General features: G+C 67.7%; 17 protein-coding genes. 9 read left to right on the top strand and 8 right to left on the bottom strand.

Annotated elements, in window-relative coordinates:
* Positions 1 to 26 precede the first annotated feature (26 nt).
* From ASD28_RS21475 to ASD28_RS21460, 4 genes are read left to right on the top strand one after another with little or no spacing between them, the layout of a single operon-like run.
* On the top strand, positions 27 to 1334 hold the full coding sequence (locus ASD28_RS21475; protein ID WP_056133031.1) for an extracellular solute-binding protein: 1308 nt from the start codon (positions 27 to 29) through the stop codon (positions 1332 to 1334).
* Positions 1335 to 1343: 9 nt separating this feature from the next.
* Complete coding sequence (locus ASD28_RS21470) at positions 1344 to 2231, top strand: carbohydrate ABC transporter permease (protein ID WP_056133028.1); 888 nt, start codon at positions 1344 to 1346, stop codon at positions 2229 to 2231.
* Positions 2228 to 3052 carry a carbohydrate ABC transporter permease gene (locus ASD28_RS21465; protein ID WP_056133024.1) on the top strand — a complete coding sequence of 275 codons (825 nt, stop codon included), beginning with the start codon at positions 2228 to 2230 and terminating at the stop codon, positions 3050 to 3052. Before ASD28_RS21470 ends, ASD28_RS21465 begins: the two co-directional genes overlap by 4 nt.
* Before the next feature lie 5 nt (positions 3053 to 3057).
* Positions 3058 to 4173, top strand: coding sequence for an ABC transporter ATP-binding protein (locus ASD28_RS21460; RefSeq protein ID WP_056133021.1), 1116 nt, complete (start codon positions 3058 to 3060; stop codon positions 4171 to 4173).
* Positions 4174 to 4302: 129 nt separating this feature from the next.
* On the opposite strand, the gene ASD28_RS21455 is transcribed toward ASD28_RS21460, so the two are convergent.
* Positions 4303 to 4755: an ester cyclase gene (locus ASD28_RS21455; protein WP_056133018.1), complete on the bottom strand. Its 453-nt coding sequence runs from the start codon at positions 4753 to 4755 to the stop codon at positions 4303 to 4305.
* A 76-nt stretch (positions 4756 to 4831) separates the two neighbouring features.
* Between ASD28_RS21455 and soxR the strand changes: the two genes are divergently transcribed.
* A complete protein-coding gene (gene soxR, locus ASD28_RS21450; protein WP_056133016.1) occupies positions 4832 to 5335 on the top strand; it encodes a redox-sensitive transcriptional activator SoxR in 504 nt (167 codons plus the stop codon).
* Here soxR and ASD28_RS21445 read toward each other — a convergent pair.
* A complete protein-coding gene (locus tag ASD28_RS21445) occupies positions 5280 to 7247 on the bottom strand; it encodes a BCCT family transporter (protein WP_056133014.1) in 1968 nt (655 codons plus the stop codon). The two genes, soxR and ASD28_RS21445, sit on opposite strands and share 56 nt — an antisense overlap.
* Positions 7248 to 7604: 357 nt before the next feature.
* Between ASD28_RS21445 and ASD28_RS21440 the strand changes: the two genes are divergently transcribed.
* The 3 genes from ASD28_RS21440 to ASD28_RS21430 all read left to right on the top strand — a co-directional run bounded on the left by ASD28_RS21440 (position 7605) and on the right by ASD28_RS21430 (position 12425).
* Positions 7605 to 8609 (top strand): LacI family DNA-binding transcriptional regulator, encoded by a 1005-nt coding sequence (locus ASD28_RS21440; RefSeq protein WP_056133012.1) that lies wholly within the window; start codon positions 7605 to 7607, stop codon positions 8607 to 8609.
* A gap of 94 nt (positions 8610 to 8703) precedes the next feature.
* Positions 8704 to 11460, top strand: coding sequence for a TonB-dependent receptor (locus ASD28_RS21435; RefSeq protein WP_162252952.1), 2757 nt, complete (start codon positions 8704 to 8706; stop codon positions 11458 to 11460).
* A gap of 8 nt (positions 11461 to 11468) precedes the next feature.
* A complete protein-coding gene (locus tag ASD28_RS21430; protein ID WP_056133005.1) occupies positions 11469 to 12425 on the top strand; it encodes a glycoside hydrolase family 43 protein in 957 nt (318 codons plus the stop codon).
* Here the strand turns inward: ASD28_RS21430 and kefC are convergent, their stop codons facing one another.
* Both kefC and ASD28_RS21420 read right to left on the bottom strand, forming a co-directional pair.
* On the bottom strand, positions 12426 to 14234 hold the full coding sequence (gene kefC / locus ASD28_RS21425) for a glutathione-regulated potassium-efflux system protein KefC (RefSeq protein WP_056133002.1): 1809 nt from the start codon (positions 14232 to 14234) through the stop codon (positions 12426 to 12428).
* A complete protein-coding gene (locus tag ASD28_RS21420) occupies positions 14224 to 14811 on the bottom strand; it encodes an NAD(P)H-dependent oxidoreductase (protein ID WP_056132999.1) in 588 nt (195 codons plus the stop codon). The genes kefC and ASD28_RS21420 overlap by 11 nt, the downstream gene beginning before the upstream one ends.
* Before the next feature lie 157 nt (positions 14812 to 14968).
* On the opposite strand from ASD28_RS21420, the gene ASD28_RS21415 reads away from it, so the two are divergent.
* Positions 14969 to 15274 carry a hypothetical protein gene (locus ASD28_RS21415; RefSeq protein WP_056132996.1) on the top strand — a complete coding sequence of 102 codons (306 nt, stop codon included), beginning with the start codon at positions 14969 to 14971 and terminating at the stop codon, positions 15272 to 15274.
* Between the two features lie 96 nt (positions 15275 to 15370).
* On the opposite strand, the gene lpdA is transcribed toward ASD28_RS21415, so the two are convergent.
* The 4 genes from lpdA to ASD28_RS21395 are packed head-to-tail and all read right to left on the bottom strand — an operon-like array spanning position 15371 to position 20369.
* The gene (lpdA, locus tag ASD28_RS21410) at positions 15371 to 16774 is read right to left on the bottom strand and encodes a dihydrolipoyl dehydrogenase (protein WP_056132993.1); all 1404 of its coding nucleotides are present in this window, start codon (positions 16772 to 16774) and stop codon (positions 15371 to 15373) included.
* Between the two features lie 4 nt (positions 16775 to 16778).
* The gene (locus ASD28_RS21405; protein WP_056132989.1) at positions 16779 to 18092 is read right to left on the bottom strand and encodes a dihydrolipoamide acetyltransferase family protein; all 1314 of its coding nucleotides are present in this window, start codon (positions 18090 to 18092) and stop codon (positions 16779 to 16781) included.
* The gene (locus ASD28_RS21400; protein ID WP_229411955.1) at positions 18092 to 19135 is read right to left on the bottom strand and encodes an alpha-ketoacid dehydrogenase subunit beta; all 1044 of its coding nucleotides are present in this window, start codon (positions 19133 to 19135) and stop codon (positions 18092 to 18094) included. The genes ASD28_RS21405 and ASD28_RS21400 overlap by 1 nt, the downstream gene beginning before the upstream one ends.
* Before the next feature lies 1 nt (position 19136).
* The gene (locus ASD28_RS21395) at positions 19137 to 20369 is read right to left on the bottom strand and encodes a 3-methyl-2-oxobutanoate dehydrogenase (2-methylpropanoyl-transferring) subunit alpha (RefSeq protein ID WP_056132985.1); all 1233 of its coding nucleotides are present in this window, start codon (positions 20367 to 20369) and stop codon (positions 19137 to 19139) included.
* Positions 20370 to 20590: the final 221 nt, after the last annotated feature.

Below are 20590 nucleotides of genomic sequence, written 5' to 3'. Positions count from 1 at the left end.
AGAAGGAAACACAATCAGGAGACAACGTGGCGCGACGCGGATTCCCGCGCGCCGCCGCGCTGGTTGCGACCCTGTTCCTCGGGCTGGCGGGCGTAGACGCTCCCGCGCGGGCGCAGGTCGAAGTCAGGATGTGGACGCTGCTTTCGGGCGGCGACGGCGCGCGCATGCGGGCGCTGGTCGACGACTTCAACGCCAGCCAGCGCGACGTGCGCGTCGTCAGCACGACCCTCAAATGGGGTGAGCCTTTCTATACGAAGCTGATCACGGCCTCCGTCGTGGGCGCCGGGCCGGACGTCGCGACCATCCACCTGTCGCGCATCGTCAACCTGGCCGGCGGCGGCGTGCTGCGGCCGATCGCGCCCGCCGAGCTGGCGGCGGCCGGCCTGCGCGGCCAGGACTACCTGCCGCGCCAGTGGGCCAAGGCGCAGTACCAGGGCGCCACGTACGCGATTCCGCTCGACGTGCACCCGTTCGTCCTGTACTACAACAAGACGCTCGCGGGCAAGGCGGGCCTGCTCGACGCGGACGGCAGGCTGAAGCCGATCGTCGGCGTGGACGCGCTGACGGACGCCTTCCGCACCGCCACCGAGCGCACGGGCCAGCGCGGCCTGACGATGGAAAGCAGCCAGAGCTCCTACGCGATCTGGCGCCTGTGGCTGGCCATGCTCGCGCAGCAGAACGTCACGATCATCGCCAACGGCCGCTTCACGTACGGTCCGGCCGGCGCGGCGACGCTGGCCCGCATCAGCGACTGGTTCACGAAGGGCTATGCGCAGTCGGGCCTCGACTACCCGGCGTCGACGAGCCAGTTCATGGGCGGCGGCGCCGCGTTCATGCTGAACGGCGTGTGGGAAGTGCCGGAACTCGTGCGGGCGACGAAGGCCGGTACGCTCGGCTTCGAGTACGGGATCGTGCCGCTGCCGAAGATGTACGCGAACGCCTCCACCTGGGCCGATTCGCACGCGTTCGCGCTGCCCGCGAACCCGGGCCACGAGCCGTCGCCGGAAAAGGTGAGGGCGGTGATGCGCTTCATTGCCTATGTCAGCACGCATTCGCTGGGGTGGGCGGAGGGCGGCCACATTCCCGCGTACAAGCCCGTCGCCGAATCGGCCGCTGCGAAAAGCCTGATGCCGAATGCGCTGTATGCGCAGGTCGCGAACGACGTCGTATACGATCCGGACGGCTGGTACATGGGCGCGGCCGGGCCGCTGGAAGCGATCGCGTCGAAATTCCTGCCGGCCGCGCTGTACGGCTACCTGACGCCGGCGCAGGCCGTGCACCGGTTCGAGACGGAAGCGGCGCGCCTCGTGCGCAAGCGTCCGCCGCGCTATTGAGGACCACGCATGCGACGCGACGACCTCACCATGGCCACGGCCCGCCGCGACACGCTCCCGGCCTGGCTGCTGCTGGCGCCTTTCCTCGTGGCGTTCGGCCTGTTCTTCTTCCTGCCTGCGCTGCAGACGTTCTGGCTTAGCCTCACGGAGAGCAGCCTGACGCGCACGAGCGCCTTCGTGGGCCTCGACAACTACCACACCTTGCTGAACGACCCGTCGTTCTGGGATTCGGTCGGCAACACGTTCTACTTTTCCCTGCTGACGGTGATCCCGCTGTGCGCCGCCGGCCTGCTGATGGCGATGCTCGTCGACCGTTTCACGCGCGTGCAGGGCTGGCTGCAGGGGACGTTCTTCCTGCCGTTCGTGCTGCCGATCTCCGTCATGACCCTGATCGCCGACTGGATGCTGCAGCCCTCGTCCGGCGTCGTCAACCACATCCTCGGCGGCCAGCGCGCGTGGCTCGCGGATCCGACGTGGGCGCTGCCTGCCGTCGCCATCGGCACGATCTGGTGGACGGTCGGCTTCAACATGCTGCTGTTCCTCGCCGGCCTGCGCAACATCCCCGCCGAACTGTACGAGGCGGCCGCGCTGGACGGCGCCCGCGGTTTTGCCCTGTTCCGCGCGATCACGTGGCCCGCGCTGCGGCCCGTCGCGAAGACGGCGCTGATCCTGCAGCTGATCGCGTCGCTGAAAGTGTTCGGCCAAACGTACATCCTGACGAGCGGCGGGCCGTTCAACACGACGCGCGTCGCGCTGCACTACATGTACGAGACGGCGTTCACGCAGAGCGACGCCGGGTACGCGGCCGCGGTCGCGATGGCGTTCGTGGCGATCGTGATCGTGCTGTCGCTGCTGCAGGCGTGGCTCGTCAGGTTTCTGGCGGGGAGGGGCGCATGAAGGCCTCGTTCTGGACCATCGCCGGCGCCGCCTGCGCCATCGTGCTCGCCGCGATGTGGGCGTTCCCGCTGCTGTGGGCCCTGTCCACGTCGCTGCGGCCGGAACTGGAAACCGTGTCGGCGAACTTCCACTGGCTGCCGCAGGACTGGACGCTGGACGCCTACCGCAAGACCCTCGGCGCCGGCAACGTCGTGCGCTGGCTGTTCAACAGCTTCCTCGTCGCGCTGCTGGTGACGGTCGTGACAATGGCCATCAGCCTGATGGCCGCCTACGCGTTTTCCCAGTTGCGTTTCCGGGGCCGCGGCATCGTGTTCGGCATCGCCATGCTGGGCTTCCTGCTGCCGTTCGAGGCGCTCCTCGTGCCGCTGTTCCGCACGATGCACCAGCTGGGTCTCATCAATTCGTACGCGGGCATCGTGCTGCCGCAGGTCGTGTCGCCGGTCGTGATCTACGTGTTCAAGCAGTTCTTCGACGCGATCCCGGCCGACTTCCGCGAAGCCGCCGTGATGGACGGCGCCGGCCCGTTGCGCGTACTGTGGAGCGTGTACCTGCCCATCTCTGGCAATATCGTGTGGGCGATGGCGATCGTGACGTTCATCGCGGCGTGGAACAACTTCCTGTGGCCGTTCATCATCGTCACGTCGAACGACATGATGACGATCCCGCTGGGCCTCACGCAGACGTACGACGCGTTCGGCGTGCGCTACGCCCAGCTGATGGCGGCCGCGCTGCTCGGCGCCTTGCCGGTGGCATTGGCGTACGTACTGTTCCAGCGCCGCGTGACGCAGGGCTTCCTGGCAGCGAGCGGATTGAAAGGATAGATTCCATGGCATCGGTAAGGCTGCGCAGCATCCGCAAGACATATGGCGACAATCCCGTCATCAAGGGCGTCGACCTGGACATCGAGGACGGCCAGTTCGTCGTCTTCGTGGGGCCGTCCGGCTGCGGCAAGTCGACTCTCCTGAGGATGATCGCGGGTCTGGAAGACATCACGGACGGCACGCTGGAGCTCGGGGGCGTCGTCAGCAACACGGTGGAACCGGCCCGGCGCGGCATCGCGATGGTGTTCCAGAGCTATGCGCTGTACCCGCACATGACGGTGGCCGAGAATATGGGGTTTGCGTTGAAGCTCGCGAAGGTGCCGAAGGCGGAGATCGGCCAGCGCGTGCGGCACGCGGCGGAGATCCTGCAGATCGCGCACCTGCTGGACCGCAAGCCGAAGGCGCTGTCGGGCGGCCAGCGGCAACGGGTCGCGATCGGCCGCGCCATCGTGCGCAAGCCCGAAGTCTTCCTGTTCGACGAACCGCTGTCCAACCTGGACGCCGCGCTGCGCGCCCAGACCCGCGTGGAACTCGCGCGCCTGCACAAGGACCTGAAGGCGACGATGATCTACGTGACGCACGACCAGGTCGAGGCGATGACCCTCGGCCAGACGATCGTCGTGTTCAACGGCGGCCAAATCGAACAGGTGGGCACGCCGCTGGAACTGTACGAGCGGCCGGCGAACCTGTTCGTCGCCGGCTTCCTCGGGTCGCCCCGCATGAACGCGTTTCCCGCCACGCTGGCGGGGCACACGGGCGGCCTCGCGACCGTGCGCGTGCCGGGCGGCGGCATGGCGCAGGTGGCGGCGGATGCGAGCCAGGCGCAGGGCGGCGCCGCGCTGACCCTGGGCGTGCGTCCGGAGCACCTGCGGCTGGAGACCGGCGGCGAGGCCGGCATCCCGGGCCGGCTGTCGCTCGTCGAATACCTCGGTGACGTGACGCTCGCGTACGTGCAGGTCGACGGCGTCGACGGCATGGTGGCGGCCAAGTGTGCACCGGACGTGCCGCTGCCGGCGCCGGGGACCGCCGTGCGGCTGCGGTTCGATCCGGCGCGGGCGTGGTTGTTCGACGAGCAGGGCGGCGCATTGCCGGCGTTGCGAGAACAAGTGGCGGCTACCTAGAAACCGTCATCCCCGCGCATGCGGGGATCCATACTAAGCCACCGAAGCCGCTCCGGCAAACCTGTGCGACTTCTCCAATCTACCGGATTCTGCTGCTCAGCATGGGTTCCCGCTTGCGCGGGAACGACGTCAGATCGGCCGCTGCCCGCTTGCTTCGACGAACGATTTCGGCACCACGCCAATCTGCTGCAGCACCCCCAGCCGGTCCGCCTGCAGCCACGCCCGCACGATCTGCCCGTCGCGGAGGTGGTAGATCACATTGCCTTCCTGCGTGACCTCCGCAAGACTCGGCTTGATGCCGACGAAGCGCCCGCCATGCACGCCCCGGAACGTCCAGCGCACGGCGACCCTGTCGTCCTCGCCGAACACGTCGTGCAGCTCGAAACGCACGCCCGGAAAGCCCGTCAGCACGGCTTCGATGGTCGCGCGGAATTCGCGCGGCCCCCGTTCGCCGCGCGCGCCGACGAAATCGGGGGCGATCAGCGATTCGAGCCGGTCCAGGTCGCGGCCGTTGATGCATTCTTCGTACAGCGCCCGGACCAGGGCCTTGTTCATGGCGGCGGCATTCGTGCGATCGTTCATGCGGTTCTCCTCGTGGTTGCGTGTCGATGCAAAGCAGTGTAAAACCTCAACTAAACTTGAGGTCAAGAGGATTTTGATGGCAAAGATAGACCCGGCCGACATCGGGCGGCCATTGACGGTGGGAGAGGTCGCGCGGCGCGCCGACGTGGCCGTGTCGGCCCTCCATTTCTATGAATCGAAAGGGCTGATCCGCAGCGTGCGCAGCAGCGGGGGCCAGCGGCGCTACGGGCGCGACGTGCTGCGGCGCGTGGCCGTCATCAAGGTCGCGCAGCGCATCGGCATTCCGCTCGCGTCCATCAGCGCGGCGCTGGCGTCGCTGCCGGAAGAGCGCACGCCGACCAAGGCCGACTGGACGCGGCTGTCCAGCCTGTGGCGGCGCGAGCTCGATGAACGCATCGACCAGCTCACCCGGCTGCGCGACCAGCTCGACGATTGCATCGGCTGCGGCTGCCTGTCGATCGAGGCGTGCCGGCTGCGCAATCCGCTGGACGAATTGTCGGAGCAGGGGTGCGGCCCGCAACTGATCAGTGCATCCTCCGCGCATGACGGAACCGTGCATAGCGATTCAGGAGGTCGTTGATCAACTGTTCGCGCGTATAGCCCGTGACGTCGTGCTGCTGGTCGCCCTCGGAACTGTAGGCCATGGCGCGGTAGTGGCGCGTGTCGCTGTTCGTCCCCTCGTGCTCGGCCCACGCGAAATTCGGCGCGCGGAAGCTGCGCACGCGGATCGTGTAGCGGAACGTGCCGCGGTCGCCGTGGGGCACGTCCAGGTCGATCCGGCGGTCGGTCTCGGTCAGTGCCGGCGCCAGTCCGCTGTCCTGCATCTCCGCCGCGACCGCGTCGAGCGCCGCGCGTCCGGGCCCGCCGAGAAACGCCGCGATCTCGGGCAGGTCGTAGAAGCTGGTGATGCTGGCCAGGCGCTGCTGCCAGCTGAGGCCGACGTCCGGCGGCGTCTCGGCGGCAATCGACAGGTCGATCGCCGACCCTTCCGATTCCGACTGCAGGGCGCGCAGCAGGCCGTAGCACATGAGCAGCATCACCACGGCGAACGGCAATGCACTGGCGAGGGCAGCCGTCTGGAGCGCCTGCAAGCCGCCCGCCAGCAGCAGCACGGCTGCCATCAGGCCCGCGCACACGGCCCAGAAAATGCGTTGCCAGACCGGGGGATTCGGCGCGCCGCCGGAGGTGATCATGTCGACGACCAGCGCGCCCGAATCGGCGGACGTCACGAAGAAGGTAATCACGAGGACGGTGGCGAGGCCGGACGCGATCATCGACAGGGGCAGTTGCTCCAGCACTTCGAACAGGGCCACGGGAAGATTGTCGGCGACAGTCTGCACGATCGGCGCCGCGCCCCCCAGGTCGAGCCGGATCGCGGTATTGCCGAAGACGGTCATCCACAGGAACGTGAAGAGTACCGGCACCAGCAGCACTCCGCCGACGAACTCGCGGATCGTGCGCCCGCGCGAGATCCGCGCGATGAACATGCCGACGAACGGCGACCAGGAGATCCACCAGCCCCAGTAGAACAACGTCCACTTGCCGAGCCAGGCATTCGGCTCGTAGGCATACATGCGGAAGGTGCGCTGCACGACTTCGCCCAGGTAGGTACCGATGTTCTGGACATACGCCTCGAGCAGGAACACCGTCGAACCCGTGGCGAGAACGAACAGCAGCAGCGCGATCGCGAGGATGATGTTGAGCTCCGACAGCCGTTTCACACCTTTGTCCAGGCCCGTCCCCGCGGACAGCGCCGCCATGCCGGTGATCACCGCGATGAGCACGATCTGCACCTGTGGATTGACCGGCAGCCCGAACAGGTGCGCGAAGCCCGCGTTCACCTGCAGCACGCCGAACCCCAGCGAGGTCGCCACGCCGAACATCGTGCCGAGCACGGCGAAGATGTCGATGGCATGGCCGGCGGGGCCGTGGATGCGGTTGCCGATCAGGGGAAAGAGGCTCGACCTGAGCGTGAGCGGCAGGCCCCGTCGGAAGGAGAAATACGCGAGCGCCAGCCCGACGACGATGTAGATCGCCCAGGCGTGCAGTCCCCAGTGGAAGAAGGTCAGCACCATCGCCTGGCGCGCCGAGTCGATCGTGCGTCCTGCCCCGACTGGCGGCAGCGCATAGTGCTGGATGGGCTCGGCGACACCGAAGAACAGCAGGCCGATCCCCATGCCGGCGCTGAACAGCATGGCGAGCCAGGACAGGTAGCTGTATTCCGGCTCGCTGTCGTCCGGCCCGAGTTTGACGTCGCCATAGCGGCTCATCATCAGGAAGATCACGAAGATCAGGAAGAACGCGACGGACAGGATGTAGAACCAGCCGAAATCGCGCACGATGCCGGCCTGGAGCGTATCGAACAGGCTGCCGACGCGTTTCGGAAACAATGCCGACATGGCGGAAAAGGCGAGGACCAGCGCCGCCGACACGAAAAACACGGGCGGATTGACCTGGATCCATCGGCGTTGGCCCGGCAATGGGTTTGTCATATTGTTCACCTTTCTTGAGCGTTGTGCGGCCGCGCAGGTATCGTAATGCTACCCGGCATGCCAGGCAGATGTCGCCGGCAGGCTGCCGGGATGGGCGACGGGAAGGGATCGTGCTTGCTGAGCGGTCCGGGCAATCCCGGACTGTCATGGCTGGCGCCGGCAATGGATATCGCCGATCGAGGCGGAGCGCTCGCGGCGCGCGGCGGCGTTCAAGCTAAATTATAAGCAATTATGTGCATTTGCACAAATGTGCATAAGTTTAAATCAACTACAACGGACTAATAATTAGTGATAATGTTGTGCAACCGATGATCCCTTGCCGACACCTTTGACATGACCAGGCCGCGCCGACCCACGATGACCGACATCGCCAAGCTGGCCGGCGTGTCGCAGTCGACGGTGTCGCTGGTCATCAACCACATGAGCGGGGCGAAGGTGTCGAAGGTCACGCGCGAGACCGTGCTGCGGATCGCGCGCGAGCTCGGCTACCCCGTCGAGCGGCATGCGCACCCGGCCGCGGCCCAGACCCGCAACCTGATCGTCTACCTGACCGACGAACTGGCGACGAGTCCGCACGCGATGCAGACCATCGACGGCGCCAAGGAGGCGGCCTGGGAGCAGGATTGCCTCGTCGCCGTGTTCGCCACGCGCGGGGATCCCGAGCTGGAAGCGGCCGTGTTCGCGCGCATGCTGGATCATCCGGCGCTGCTGGGCGTCATCTATTCCACGATTTTTACCCGCGCCGTGACGGTGCCGGCGGCGCTGGACGCCACGCCGACCGTGCTCCTGAACTGTCACACGCGCGACCGCGGGCGCGCGTCCGTCGTGCCGAGCGAGCTGCTGGGCGGCTATACGGCGACCATGCACCTGATCGAGAACGGACACAGCCGCATTGGCTTCATCAACGGCGAGCACTGGATCGAGGCGGCGGCAGAGCGCCTGAAGGGGTATCGCCAGGCGCTGTCGACGGCCGACATCCCGTTCGATCCCGTCCTCGTGCGCGCCGGCGACTGGCAGGTCGCGGCCGGGTACGAGCACGCGCTGTCCCTGCTGGACCTGCCGCAGCGGCCGACCGCCTTGTTCTGCGCCAACGACCTGATGGCGATCGGCGCACTGGACGCGGCCCGCGAACGCAAGCTGTCGGTGCCGCGCGACCTGTCCGTGATCGGGTATGACGACCAGGATATTGCGCGTTACACGCACCCGCCGCTGACCACAGTGTTGTTACCAAACTACGAAATGGGCCGCTGGGCGGCCGATTCCCTCATCGCGCAATGCCGCGCGAACCCGTCCTCCAAGGCCATCATCAAGATGGAATGCCCTCTGGTGGCGCGCGATTCGGTGGCGCCGCCAAGGCTGTAAAACCGCTCAAAAAGCGGGTTCAAGCGTGCGTCGGTTTGCCGACTTTTGCGTTAGCTTCCTGATAAAACTTATTACTAATAATCGGGAGATGCGCATGACTACGTTCCAACGCCGGCCCGTGTCCGCGGCCATCCTCGTGTTGTTTGCGCACGCCGCGGCTGCGCAAACCACCGACACGCAACCTTCGCCTACGCCGGGCGCGCCTACGCCGGGTGCACAAATCCAGCAAGTGACAGTGACCGGCCTGCGCAGCAGCATCCGCAGCGCCGAGGCGATCAAGCGCGATGCCGTGCAGGTCGTCGACTCGATCAACGCGGAAGACATCGGCAAGTTCCCCGACCGCGCCGCCGGCGACGCCCTGCAGCGGATCGCCGGCGTGCAGGTCGGCCGCGACCGCGGAGAAACCAGCCAGGTGATCATCCGCGGCCTGCCGGACGTCGTGACGACGCTGAACGGCATGGAATACTTCACGGGGAACGGGCGCCGGCTGCAGTACCAGGACCTGCCCGTGCAATCGATCGGCGGCCTGGACGTGTACAAGACGGCGACGCCGAACCAGCTCGAAGGCGGCATCGCGGGCGGCATCGACGTCCGGCTGCGCCAGCCGTTCGACCTGAAGGGCCTGAACGTGACGGGCTACGTGGAAGACCGCCGCCAGAAGGTGAGCGGGTCCGACGCGACCTCGACGAAGAACAACCCGGGCGCGGGCTTCTCGGCCAGCAACCGCTGGAACACGAGCTATGGCGAGATCGGCGCGCTGGTCGACGTGGCGTTCAACCGCGAGCACTGGGGCTATCCCGTGCAGTGGGTGGACCGCCCCGACCGCGTGCACTCCATCGATGCGAATGGCGTCGGCACGCGGCTGGGCGACGGCCCGCTCGCGCCATTGACGCCGGGCGGGCGCCTCGGCGAGCTGCCCAACGTGGGCGGCATCTACAACGCGGGCGACCGCGACCGCGGCAGCATCCACGGCGCCCTGCAGTGGAAGGTCAACCCGACGCTGGAAGCGAACGTGCAATACCTCGGCACGGGCTACCGCGCGCGCAGCGAAGTGGATTACATCCTCGCCATCACGACGTGGACGCCGCGTTTGACCAACGTGCAACTGGCCCCGCAGGGCGCGTATTGCGACACGCCGGAAGGCGTCGTCTGCCCGATCCAGTCCGCGTACGCGCAGGCCGCGCAGTATGGCGGGCCGTACGACTGGGATCCGTACACGGCCACGTCGACGTGGGGCGTGAAGGAGCACACGACGTCGCACTTCCTGAACCTCGGCCTGAACTACCGCGAAGGCCCGTGGAAGGCGAGTTCCAACTTCGGCTGGACCAAGTCCACGTTCGTGAACGACACGGTGATCGTCGACCAGCAGATCCCGGGCGCGAGCGTCGGCGTCTACACGTACGGCGCCGACGGCCACGGCGGCTACAACAGCGTGAGCACGCCCACGAGTCCGAATGCCCTGCGGGACCCGCGCGCGTTCGTGCTGCGCGGGATGGTGCAGAACTGGGGCATCTCGAAAGGGGAGCAGGTGCAGTGGCGCGGCGACGTGTCGTACCGGCTCGGCGACAGCTTCTTCTCGGGCATCGACGCCGGCCTGCGCCTGTCGAACCGTCTCGCCAGCTTCCACGGCGCGGAAGGCCACAGCGACATCGCGGGAGCGGTGCGCGCGAACCCGGTCGACGCGTTCGGTCCCGGCTTCGAAGCGCTGGTGCCGGGCCTCGACCGGCTGGGCGGCCCGTGGCTGACGCCGTCGCGCGACTTCCTGATCGACCAGGCCGACACCGTGCGCGCGTTCTACGGCGCCGCGCCGGGCCGCGTGCCCGACGACCCGACCCGCACGTTCGAGCAGCGCGAAGGCACGAACACCGTGTACCTCGCGGCACGCTGGAAGACGAAGGCGGGCGGCGTCGACCTGTCCGGCACGGTGGGCGGGCGCTACGTCCACGTGGCGCGCAACCTGAACGGCAACAGCCGCATCGGCGACGTGGTGACGCCGATCGCCGTGAACTCGACGGAAAACAATTTTTTGCCCAGCTTCGCGGCGGTCGTCGGCTGGCGCGAGAACCTGCAGTCGCACCTCGCGGTCGGCAAGACGATCACGCGGCCGGATTTCGCGTCGCTGAACCCGGCGCTGTCGCTGATCCCGCCGACCGTCAACGCGCCCGGCACCGGCTCGTCCGGCAACCCGAACCTGCGGCCGACGCGTTCCGTGAACACGGACGCCACGCTCGAATACTACTTCCCGAAGAATGGCTACGCGCAGATCGCGCTGTTCCACCGCGATATCGACGGCTACCTGCAGAACATGGAGTCGAGCGAAGTCATCAACGGCCAGAACTATCGCGTGACGCGTCCGCAAAATTCCGGCAAGGGTACCTTGCGCGGCGCGGAATTCGGCATCCAGAAGTTCTTCGACTTCCTGGCCGGCCCGTGGAGCAATTTCGGCGCGCAGTTCAACTACACGTGGATCGACGGCGACAACCAGACGCCCGTCTCGCCGACGAGCACCGCGTACCGCACGACCGCGCTGACGAACGTCGCGAAGAAGAACTACAATTTCGCGCTGCTGTATGAAGGGAACGGCATCACGGGACGCCTGACCGCAACGCACCGCGGCAACTTCGTCGAGCAGATCGCCGAGCCGCGCTTCTTCCAGGACCGCATCGTCAAGGCCAGCACGTACGTCGACCTGAGCGTGTCGTATGCGCTCAACAAGAACCTGTCGCTGCAATTCGACGCGATCAACCTGACGCACGAGAAGTACGAAAGCTATCTCGGCTCCGAAATCCGTCCGCGCGACATCCGCTACAACCCGACCACGTACGGCCTCGGGCTGCGCTTCTCGCTGTGAGCGTGCCCATGGCAAAGACGTATCGCAACCCGGTCTACCCGGACGTGTTCGCGGACCCGTTCGTGCTGCGCCACGATGGTGTGTATTACGCGTACGGCACGGCGCCGGGCGGCGCGGACGGACGCCAGGTGCCCGTCCTGCGCTCGCTGGACCTCGTCGACTGGGAGCCGCTGGGCCACGCGCTGTTGCCGATCGGCGCGGCGCACTACTGGGCGCCGGAAGTGGCGAGCCACGGCGGCCGCTTCTACATGTACTACTCGGCCGGCTCAGCCCCGGAAGGCACGGACCAGAAGCTGCGCGTGGCCGTCGCCGACCACCCGGCCGGGCCGTTCGCCGACACCGGCAAGCTGCTCGTGCCCGATCAGCCGTTCGCCATCGACGCGCATCCGTTCCGTGCGGAGAATGGGCAGTGGTACCTGTTCTATTGCGCCGATTTCCTGGCGCTGGAAGGCGAGTACCGCGTCGGCACGGGCATCGTCGTCGACCGGCTCGTCGACATGACGACGCTGGCCGGCGAACCGCGCGTCGTGGTCCGCCCGCACGAGGACTGGCACGTGTTCCGCAAGGGCCGCGCGATGTACGGGGCCGCGTACGACTGGCACACGGTGGAGGGCGCAGCCGTGCTGCAGCACGATGGCCGTTTCTACTGCTTCTACAGCGGCGGCGCGTGGGAGCGCGACAACTACGGCGTCAGCTGGGTCGTCGCGGACGATCCGCTCGGGCCGTACACGCGGCCGGAAGGCGGGCACGAGGCGCTGCTCATGCGCACGCCGAAAGGCGGGGACCTGCTGGGGCCGGGGCACAATTCGTTCACCACCGGGCCGGACGGGACGTCCACATGGATCGTGTACCACGCGTGGGACCTCGCGCAGACGGCGCGGCGGATGTGCATCGACCGGATCGACTGGGTGGACGGGACGCCGGCCACGCCGGGCCCGACGTGGACGGACCAGCCCGCACCCTGATCAATCCCAATCGCTGCCGGTCTCCTCGTCGAACGCCTTGCGGTCGCGCGAAATCATGGCTTCGAGTTCCTCGCGCGCCTGCTTGGCCATCGACACGAACGTCTCGCGGTCCTTGTAATACGGGTAGACGGTATCGAGCGTCTGCTTGTTGTAGCGCCTGAATTTCAGCGCGGCCTGCCGCGTGGCGTACGCGCTCTGGCCCAGGCCCGCCGTCATCACGGAGCGGCCGAGCCGCAGCGCCGCCTCGAACGTCTCGCGTTCGATCAGTTCCACGCCCCGGTCCATCAGCTGGTAGTAGTGCGTGACGTTGCGGGCGCGCGCGAACACGGGCAGGTCCGGATACTCGCGCCGCACGGCGTCCACGAGTTTCAGGCTGTCCTCGATGTCGTCGATGGCGACGACGACGGCTCTCGCCTTCGGGGCGCCCGCGGCGCGCAGCAGGTCGGGCCGGGTCGCGTCGCCATAGAACACCTTGAAGCCGAAATGGCGCAGGACCTCGATCTGGTCCGGGTCGTGGTCCAGCACCGTCAGGCGCACATTGTTCGCGTGCAGGAAGCGGCCGACGATCTGGCCGAAGCGGCCGAAGCCCGCGACGATCACGTGGTCCTCGTTCGGCTCGATGCGGTCGGCCTTGCGCTTGCCGCCGCGGCCTTCGCGGCCGGCCGAAAGGCGGTCGTAGGCCATCAGCGCGAGCGGCGTGACGACCATCGACAGCGCGACGACGACGACGAGGATGTTGGCCACGTCCGGCGAGAACACCTTTGCCGTCGCGGCCGCGCCGAACACGACGAACGCGAATTCGCCGCCCTGCGCGAGCAGCAGGGAAAACTGCAGGTGCTGGCCGCGCGCGATCTTCAGCCCGCGCGACAGGCCGTACAGCACGGCGATCTTGATGACCAGGAAGCCAGCGACGAGGCCCAGCACGAGGCCCGGCTGCGCGAGGAACACGGCGAAGTCGACGGACATGCCGACCGCGATGAAGAAGAGGCCGAGCAGCAGCCCCTTGAACGGTTCCAGGTCGGTCTCGAGCGCGTGACGGTACTCCGAATCGGCCAGCAGCACGCCGGCCATGAACGCGCCGAGGGCCATCGACATGCCCACCCACTGCATCAGCAGCGAGATCGCGATGACGAGCAGCAGCGCGAACGCGGTGAAGATTTCGCGCGCATCCGTCTTGGCGATGATGCGCAGCAGGGGCCGGAGCAGGAAGCGGCCGGCGCCGACGAGGCCCGCGAGGACGCCCGCCACCTTCAGCGCCGCGATCCACGCATTCCCGCCGCCGCCGGCGGATTCCGGCACGCCCAATAAGGGCACGATGGCGATCATCGGGATCGCCGCGATGTCCTGGAACAGCAGGATCGCGAAGCCGGCCTGGCCGGCCGGCGTCGGCATCAGGTTGCGTTCTTCCAGCGAGGCGAGGGCGATCGCGGTCGACGACAGCGACAGGCCCAGGCCCGCGATCAGCGCGATCTTCCAGTCGATGCCGACCAGGAGCGCGGCGCCGAACAGGCCGGCCGCGACGCCCAGCACCTGCGCGCCGCCCCAGCCGAAGATCGGCCGGCGCAAGGCCCACAACCGGCTCGGCTCCAATTCCAGGCCGATCAGGAACAGCAGCAGCACGACGCCGAATTCGGCGAAGTGCAGCGCGTCCTCGCCGTCGGCGACGAAGCGCAGGCCGAACGGGCCGATGAGAATCCCGGCGACGAGATAGCCCAGCACGGCGCCCATGCCGAGGCGCTTCGCGAGCGGGACGACCAGCACGGCGGCGCCGAGGTAGACGACCGCATTCTGAAGAAGATTATGTTCCATCTGCACGCTCCTGTAGAGCGGCAGCGGCGAGGCCCGCATAGCCTTCCAGCCGGTGCCGGAATTCGGCGGCAAACGCATCGATGGCGTCCGGTGTCGCCTGCGCGCTGCCGTGCATGACGAGCGGCGCGATCCAGTCCATGCCGCACAGCGCGGCCGCCGCTTCGTACGGCGCGAGGAAGTCCGCGAACGGCCGGCCGTGCAGGCCGCCCGGCTGGTAGGCGTCGGGACCACTGCCCGTCGTCGTCACGAGCCAGAAGCTTTTCCCGCGCAGCGCGCACTCGCCCGTGTGGGCGTAATCGTTGTAGGCCCAGCCGGGCTGAAGCACGACGTCCATCCATTCCTTGACGATCGAGGGCATCCCGTACCAGCGGAACGGATGGAGAAACACGAGCAGGTGGGCGGCGCGCAGACGCTCGCGTTCCTGCTCGCCGTCGATGTCGAAGTCGGGATAGCGTTGGTACAGGTCGCACAGTTCGACGCCGGGCAGGGCACGCGCCGTCTCGGCGAGGCGGCGGTGGACGGGCGAGCGGTGCGGCGCCGGATGGGCGTAGATCACCAGGATGTTCGGTTCGTTCATTCGTTATTCATCAATTGCAACAGCGTTTTATAGCATACAAGACATGCCTTGCGTCATTCTCGCCCGACATGTCCTACAAGCCAGCCGGGCGCGTGCCTATAGGCGGCGGAAACGAGAGGACTATGATGATCACCAACGCGAACGAATGGAGAATCCCATGTCCATGCAGAGCGAAGGCAACAACGCCAAGGGGCGCAACTACGATCAGGTGACGAAGGACGGCACGAGTTCCGCAGGTACGCTTGGGGTCGGCGGTACCGGCACGAATGCCCAGTCGGACACCGGCGGCAACCTGCAAAAAGGCAGGGCGGACGATTTGCTGAGCAATGATGCTGAACGCGACAGCGAAGGCTTCGTCGGCGAGGAAGCGGGTGAGTTGCAGACTGGACTCGGCGGCATCGGCAGCCTGAGTACCGGCAACGCGGGCAGCCGCCAGTCGGACGACGACAAGGCGCCGGAGTAAGGCCCGGCGGGTCCGGGATCGGGGGCGTGCCAGCGGCCTGGTGCGCGGTACGGGCGGAGGGCGTCGGGGGCGGCGCCGCTTCGCCCGTGCGTTTTTTTAAATATGCAGCGCGTGGCCCAGCGCGCGCAGCGCCGCTTCCTGCACGGCCTCGCCCAGCGTCGGATGGGCGTGGATCGTGCCCGCGACGTCCTCCAGCTGCGCGCCCATCTCGATCGATTGCACGAACGCCGTCGACAGTTCCGACACCGCACCGCCGACGGCCTGCCAGCCGACGATCACGTGATTGTCCTTGCGGGCGACCACGCGTACGAAGCCGTCCGTGGACTCCAGCGTCATCGCCCGGCCGTTGGCGGCGAACGGGAAGCTCGCGTCGATGCAATCGAGGCCCAGCGCAGCCGCTTCCTGCGGCGTCATGCCCACGACGACCACTTCCGGGTCCGTGAAGCAGACGGCGGGAATCGCGCTCGGCGTGAAATGGCGGCGCTTGCCCGCGATGATCTCGGCCACCATCTCGCCCTGGGCCATCGCGCGGTGCGCGAGCATCGGCTCGCCCGTGAGGTCGCCGATGGCCCACACGTTGCGCATCGACGTGCGGCACTGGTTGTCGATGCGGACATAGCGCCCGTTCATGTCGAGCAGCAGGCTTTCCAGGCCGTAGCCCTCCGTGCGCGGCCGCCGGCCGACGGCGACGAGCACGCGATCCGCTTCCAGCACGGCTTCCTCGCCGCCGCCGTTCTTCATGCGGATGCCCCGGCAGCCGTCGCTGCGGCCATCCTCGGCCATGCCCAATACGCTCGATTCCAGGTGGAGGCCGATGCCCAGCCGCTTCAGGCTTGCCGCGACGGGCTTCACGAGTTCGTCGTCGCAGGCGGGCAGCACGCGGCCGGCCGCTTCCACGACCGTCACCCGCGCGCCCAGCTTGCGGTAGGCGATGCCCAGTTCCAGGCCGATGTAACCGGCGCCGACGACGACCAGGTGCTCTGGCAGCTTCTCGGGGGCCAGCGCTTGCGTCGACGACACGACGTTGCCGCCGAACGGCATGAACGGCAGTTCGACGGGCACGGAGCCGGCCGCGAGCAGCAGGTGTTCGCAGCGGATCCGCAGGTCGCCCACCTCGACCGTCTTGCCGTCCAGGATGCGCGCCCAGCCTTGCACGACCTTCACGCCGTTCTTCTTCAGCAGCGCACCGACGCCGCCGGTCAGGCGCTTGACGATGCCGTCCTTCCACGCGACCGTTTGCGCGACGTCGATGGTCGGCGCGCCCGTGCGAATGCCGAGCGGCGACGCGCCCGCGTAGCTGGCGGCCTGGTGGAACGCGTCCGCCGCGTGGATCAGCGCCTTGGACGGGATGCAGCCGATGTTCAGGCACGTGCCGCCCAGGTCCGCGCCTTCGACGAGCACGGTCGGGATGCCCAGCTGGCCGGCGCGGATCGCGGCGACGTAGCCGCCCGGGCCGCCGCCGATGACGAGGAGGGTGGTGTTCTCTGTCTTGACCGTCATGCGCTCACTCCACGAACAGGGTGGCCGGCGACTCGAGATACGAGCGCACGGCCTGGATGAATTCCGCCGCCACCATGCCGTCGATGACGCGGTGGTCGAACGACGACGACAGGTTCATCAGCTTGCGCGCCACCATGCCGCCGTTGCGGATGACAGGCCGGTCGACGATGCGGTTCACGCCCACGATCGCGACTTCCGGGTGGTTGATGACGGGCGTGCTGACGATGCCGCCCAGCGCGCCGAGGCTCGTGAGCGTGATCGTCGAGCCGGACAACTCGTCGCGCGCCGCCTTGCCATGGCGCGCCGCATCCGCCAGCCGGGCGATCTCCGCCGCGCTGGACCACGGATCGCGCGCTTCCGCATGACGCACGACAGGCACCATCAGGCCGGCATCCGTCTGCGTCGCGATGCCCATGTGGACGGGCGCGTAGCGCGTCACCACGTTCGCCTGGTCGTCGTAGCGGGCGTTCACGTCGGGGAAGCGGCGAAGGGCGAGGACGACGGCGCGCATCAGCAGCGGCAGCAGGGTGAGCTTGCCCCGTTCTTCGCCGTAGCGCGCATTCAGCTGGCCGCGCAGCGCTTCCAGTTCCGTCACGTCGACTTCCTCGACGTACGTGAAATGCGGGATCTGGCGCTTCGCCAGCTGCATCTTCTCCGCGATCTTGCGGCGCAGGCCGATCACGGGGACGGCTTCCTCGCCTTCCAGTTGCGCATAACGCCCGTCCGCGCCCGGCGCGCGTCCGCGCCCGGCCACATGCGCATCGAGGTCCGCGTGCGTGATGCGGCCCGCGGGACCGCTGCCGGCCACATATTGCAGCTCGATGCCCAGGTCCCACGCGCGCTTGCGCACGGACGGCGCGGCCAGCGGTTTTTCGCCCGCCGCGCGTAACGCCGGCGCAGGCGCAGGCGCACGCGCGGGCGCGGGACGCGGCGGCGGCGGCGGCGGAGCGGCGGCCGGCGCCGCCTGCGCGACGCTCGCCGCGGCCTCCGCCACGCGCGCCGGCTCCGGCACGAAGCCGTGCGGGACTTCCGCGGGTTCGTCGGCGGGCGGCGGTGCCGCCTTCGCATTCCCCGCACCTTCCACTTCCAGCCGGATCAGCTCCGCACCGACCGCCAGCGATTCCCCGACCTTGCCGCCGAGAGCAATCACGGTCCCGTGCACCGGCGACGGAATCTCCACCGTCGCCTTGTCCGTCATGACGTCGGCCAAGACCTGGTCTTCGACGATCGCGTCGCCCGGCTGCACGCGCCAGGCGACGACTTCCACTTCCGCGATGCCTTCGCCCAGGTCCGGCATCTTGATCACATGCTGTCCCATCACGCCTCCATCGCTCGCTTGAATGCCGCGCCCACGCGGTCCGGCCCCGGGAAATACGCCCATTCCTGCGCATGCGGGTAAGGCGTGTCCCAGCCCGTCACGCGCTCGATGGGCGCTTCCAGGTGATAGAAACAGTGTTCCTGCACGAGGGCCGCGAGTTCCGCGCCGAAGCCGCTCGTGCGGGTCGCTTCGTGGACGACGACGCAACGGCCCGTCTTGCTGACGGACGCGATGACCGTCTCCAGGTCCAGCGGCCACAGGGTGCGCAAGTCGATGATCTCGGCGTCGATGCCCGTCTCGTTCGCGGCCGCCTCGGACACCCACACCATCGTGCCGTAGGTGAGCACGGTAAGGTCGCTCCCTTCGCGGAACACGGCGGCCTTGTCCAGCGGGACCGTGTAATAGCCTTCCGGGACTTCGCCCTTCGGGTGCTTGGCCCACGAGACGACGGGGCGGTCGTGGTGGCCGTCGAACGGGCCGTTGTACAGCCGCTTCGGCTCCAGGAAGATGACGGGGTCGTCGTTCTCGATCGCGGCGATCAGCAGGCCTTTCGCGTCGTACGGATTCGACGGCATCACCGTGCGCAGCCCGCACACGTGCGTGAAGAACGCTTCCGGGCTCTGGCTGTGCGTCTGGCCGCCGTAGATGCCGCCGCCGCAGGGCATGCGGATCGTCAGCGGCGCGGTGAAATCGCCGGCGGAGCGGTAGCGCAGGCGCGCCGCCTCCGACACGATCTGGTCGGTCGCGGGATAGAAATAGTCGGCGAACTGGATCTCGACGACGGGACGCAGGCCGTACGCCGCCATGCCCACCGCCGTGCCGACGATGCCGCCTTCCGAGATCGGCGCGTCGAAGCAGCGCTGCTTGCCGTATTTCGCCTGTAGGCCGTCGGTGACGCGGAACACGCCGCCGAAATAGCCCACGTCCTGGCCGTAGATGACGACGTTGTCGTCGCGCCCGAGCATGACGTCCATGGCCGACCGGAGGGCCTGGATCATCGTCATCGGGGTGGTCTTGATGTCGTTGTCGATGTCGCGCTTCATGTCACACCCCCAGTTGCTGGCGTTGACGGCGCAGGTGTTCGGGCATGTCCTTGTAGACGTCCTCGAACATCGACGCGGCGCTCGGCACGCGGCCGTCGATCAGCGTGCCGTGGCGTTCCGCTTCCTTTTGCGCGGCCAGCACCTCGGCTTCCAGTTCGGCCTGCAGCGCCTCGTGTTCCGCGTCCGACCACCAGCCTTTGCCGATCAGGTGGCGGCGCAGGCGGCCGATCGGGTCGCCCAGCGGGAAGTAGGTCCATTCGTCGGCGGGCCGGTAGCGCGACGGGTCGTCCGACGTCGAGTGCGGCCCGGCGCGGTACGTCACCCATTCGATCAGCGTGGGTCCCAGATTGGAGCGCGCGCGCTCCGCCGCCCAGCACGACGCGGCATACACGGCCAGGAAATCGTTGCCGTCCACCCGCAGGGACGCGATCCCTGCGCCGACGCCGCGGGCGGCGAAGCTGACGCTCTCGCCGCCCGCGATGGCCTGGAACGTGGAGATCGCCCACTGGTTGTTGACGACGTTCAGGATCACGGGCGCCTGGTACACGTGCGCGAACGTGAGGCCCGTGTGGAAATCGCTTTCCGCCGTGGCGCCGTCGCCGATCCAGCCGGACGCGATCTTCGTGTCGCCCTTGATCGCGGACGCCATGGCCCAGCCGACCGCCTGCGGGATCTGGGTGGCGAGGTTGCCCGAGATCGTGAAGAAGCCCTTGTTCTTCACGGAATACATCACCGGAAGCTGGCGGCCCTTCAGCGGGTCTGCTTCGTTCGACAGCAGCTGGCACACCATGTCCACGAGCGGATACTCGCGCGCCATCAGCAGGCTTTGCTGGCGGTAGGTGGGGAAGCACATGTCGCCATCCTGCAGGGCGAGCGCATGGGCGCTGCCGATGGCTTCCTCGCCGAGCGAGGTCATGTAGAACGACAGCTTCTTCTGGCGCTGGGCGATCACCATGCGCGCGTCGAAGATGCGGGTCTTCATCATCGTTCTCAGGCCGAAGCGCAAGGTGTCCCGGTCGAGGCCGGGATCCCACGGGCCGACGGCATTGCCGTCGTCGTCCAGCACGCGGATCATGCCGGCGGCGAGTGCCGCCGTGTCCTGGTAGCGGACGTCGACGGGCGGCCGCGGCGTGTCGCCGGCCTGGTGGATGGCGAGGTAAGAAAAATCGGTCTTGCAACCCGGGCGGCCGGTAGGCTCCGGGACGTGCAGCGACAGAGGTGTACTCTGGCTCATAAACGCTGTCCCCCTTGGTAAGGTGTGTGTGCGGCAGCAACATATTAATTCCGGAAAGACGGCGCACGGGTGCTTTCGCCGGGAATTTTCGTGCTGCCCTGCAGCATGCCGGTGCGGGATCGCCGCGCGCGCGGCCGCCGTATCTGGCCCGCACCTTAGCATGCGGTGCAGCGAACGGGGGCCGATCCGGACAAGGTCGCCAATCGTGTGACCGCACGATT

The sequence above is a fragment of the Massilia sp. Root133 genome, assembly GCF_001426525.1.
GTDB lineage: Bacteria > Pseudomonadota > Gammaproteobacteria > Burkholderiales > Burkholderiaceae_D > Telluria > Telluria orientalis.
Note: the sequence above shows the minus strand (reverse complement) of the source record. Positions and strands in the feature narration are given on the sequence as shown.

Bases quoted from the DNA above. Each gene is read 5' to 3' on its own strand.
- ASD28_RS21470 (WP_056133028.1), top strand. From the start codon at position 1,344: ATGCGACGCGACGACCTCACCATGGCCACGGCCCGCCGCGACACGCTC.
- ASD28_RS21465 (WP_056133024.1), top strand. From the start codon at position 2,228: ATGAAGGCCTCGTTCTGGACCATCGCCGGCGCCGCCTGCGCCATCGTG.
- ASD28_RS21460 (WP_056133021.1), top strand. From the start codon at position 3,058: ATGGCATCGGTAAGGCTGCGCAGCATCCGCAAGACATATGGCGACAAT.
- ASD28_RS21455 (WP_056133018.1), bottom strand. From the start codon at position 4,755: ATGAACGATCGCACGAATGCCGCCGCCATGAACAAGGCCCTGGTCCGG.
- soxR (WP_056133016.1), top strand. From the start codon at position 4,832: ATGGCAAAGATAGACCCGGCCGACATCGGGCGGCCATTGACGGTGGGA.
- ASD28_RS21445 (WP_056133014.1), bottom strand. From the start codon at position 7,247: ATGACAAACCCATTGCCGGGCCAACGCCGATGGATCCAGGTCAATCCG.
- ASD28_RS21440 (WP_056133012.1), top strand. From the start codon at position 7,605: ATGACCGACATCGCCAAGCTGGCCGGCGTGTCGCAGTCGACGGTGTCG.
- ASD28_RS21435 (WP_162252952.1), top strand. From the start codon at position 8,704: ATGACTACGTTCCAACGCCGGCCCGTGTCCGCGGCCATCCTCGTGTTG.
- ASD28_RS21430 (WP_056133005.1), top strand. From the start codon at position 11,469: ATGGCAAAGACGTATCGCAACCCGGTCTACCCGGACGTGTTCGCGGAC.
- kefC (WP_056133002.1), bottom strand. From the start codon at position 14,234: ATGGAACATAATCTTCTTCAGAATGCGGTCGTCTACCTCGGCGCCGCC.
- ASD28_RS21420 (WP_056132999.1), bottom strand. From the start codon at position 14,811: ATGAACGAACCGAACATCCTGGTGATCTACGCCCATCCGGCGCCGCAC.
- ASD28_RS21415 (WP_056132996.1), top strand. From the start codon at position 14,969: ATGTCCATGCAGAGCGAAGGCAACAACGCCAAGGGGCGCAACTACGAT.
- lpdA (WP_056132993.1), bottom strand. From the start codon at position 16,774: ATGACGGTCAAGACAGAGAACACCACCCTCCTCGTCATCGGCGGCGGC.
- ASD28_RS21405 (WP_056132989.1), bottom strand. From the start codon at position 18,092: ATGGGACAGCATGTGATCAAGATGCCGGACCTGGGCGAAGGCATCGCG.
- ASD28_RS21400 (WP_229411955.1), bottom strand. From the start codon at position 19,135: ATGAAGCGCGACATCGACAACGACATCAAGACCACCCCGATGACGATG.
- ASD28_RS21395 (WP_056132985.1), bottom strand. From the start codon at position 20,369: ATGAGCCAGAGTACACCTCTGTCGCTGCACGTCCCGGAGCCTACCGGC.